The sequence below is a fragment of the Endozoicomonas sp. SESOKO2 genome (assembly GCF_024606245.1).
GTDB lineage: Bacteria > Pseudomonadota > Gammaproteobacteria > Pseudomonadales > Endozoicomonadaceae > Endozoicomonas_A.
In genome coordinates, this window is the sequence record NZ_JAHHPQ010000118.1 from 1 (window position 1) to 1,332 (window position 1,332).

The following is a 1,332-nucleotide window of genomic DNA, read 5'->3' on the forward strand; positions in this document are numbered from 1 at the left end:
TTCACCAATGTTTGTGAACGGTATTCCTTTTACTGTTTCGAGTTTAAGTTCTCCTCGTCCCGATGCACCAATAACAACGTTATACAAAACGCTGTCTTGAGTGCGGTACCCGTCATAAAGATCAGTAGACTTTATTAAATATTCTCTGTTATTTTGAAGAGTTAGAGAAAAATTAATCACTATTAATTTATCGTATAGTCGCCTACGCACTATTTGTGACGGTTTGAATAAAAGATCATAAGATTTCCTATTATAGAAGGGATTGTTCGTTGAGAATTCATGAAATGGAACGATCACAGGTCTTTTTTGCATTTGGATTTTTTGTAATCTTTCAAAAGATCCATAAGCTAGTTTAGTGATAATGTGGTAGTCAGCCTCATTTTTATCATATGAAAGTTGAGTTGACATCATTGCAACTTTATTAATGTCATCGCCGGAGATCTTCACTTTATTATTATCATAGAATTGAATTAGAACCTCCCTTATCTTTGCTGTGAATTCTTTTTCGCTTAATCTGAGTTGTTTAAAATCTTTTACGGCATCATGAATATGAACGATTTCATTAAGTGATATTTTGACTAGAGCGTTTTTTGAGCGAGATATTAATACCATTGGCTGGTTTGAATTATCAAGAGTGCTGCCGAAAAAAATACTTGCTAAATTTGTTGTTACTCCTAAAAATACTCTATTTATGGTATGGTCCGTTGTATGATATTCCCCTAGTCTTTGGAATAGATTATCAATACTGGTTTTTTCTATGATACTTTTAACCAGTCTGATGTCTTGTTCTGGAAGGTTTTTATCGTATGTCTCAAAATAAGGACTAGGGTCTTGAATAATACCATCTGAGAACATTTTTTCTGAAAGAGCACGTATCACAGCTCTTTCGATCTGACTTTTTCTTTCATCAGTTAATGGTGTTTCCAATGTATGGCCGAGCGAAGTCATCGCTTCTGTTAAGAAGTCAATGTTCAGTTCTGGTAGTACTCCTTTATCAATATATGCACCTCCTAAGTCTAATTCACTATGCAGACCTAAAAATCTTTCGGTTAGTAACGTGTTAGTAAAGCTTAAACTGTAATTAATGTATTGAATCTCTTTTGGTTTGAAATTATCCATTGTTCTATGAACGTCAATATTGTCAATGGATATTTCAATTTTATTTAGCATCTCATTGGTTTTATCCCATTGTATGGTAAACGACTGCTTTACATTATCTGAAAAACTGGATCTCAGTATATTCAATTGTTCTACTGTTGTACTTTCACCCATAAAATCATCAATTTTTTTCCAGGTGTTATCTTTCAACCTCGCAATATCTTCATCGGGGGA

General features: G+C 33.6%; 1 protein-coding gene. It reads right to left on the minus strand.

Annotated elements, in window-relative coordinates; genetic code table 11:
• The coding region (locus tag KDK17_RS03130) for a hypothetical protein (RefSeq protein ID WP_257287325.1) at nucleotides 1-1,332 on the minus strand (1,332 nt) is incomplete at both ends.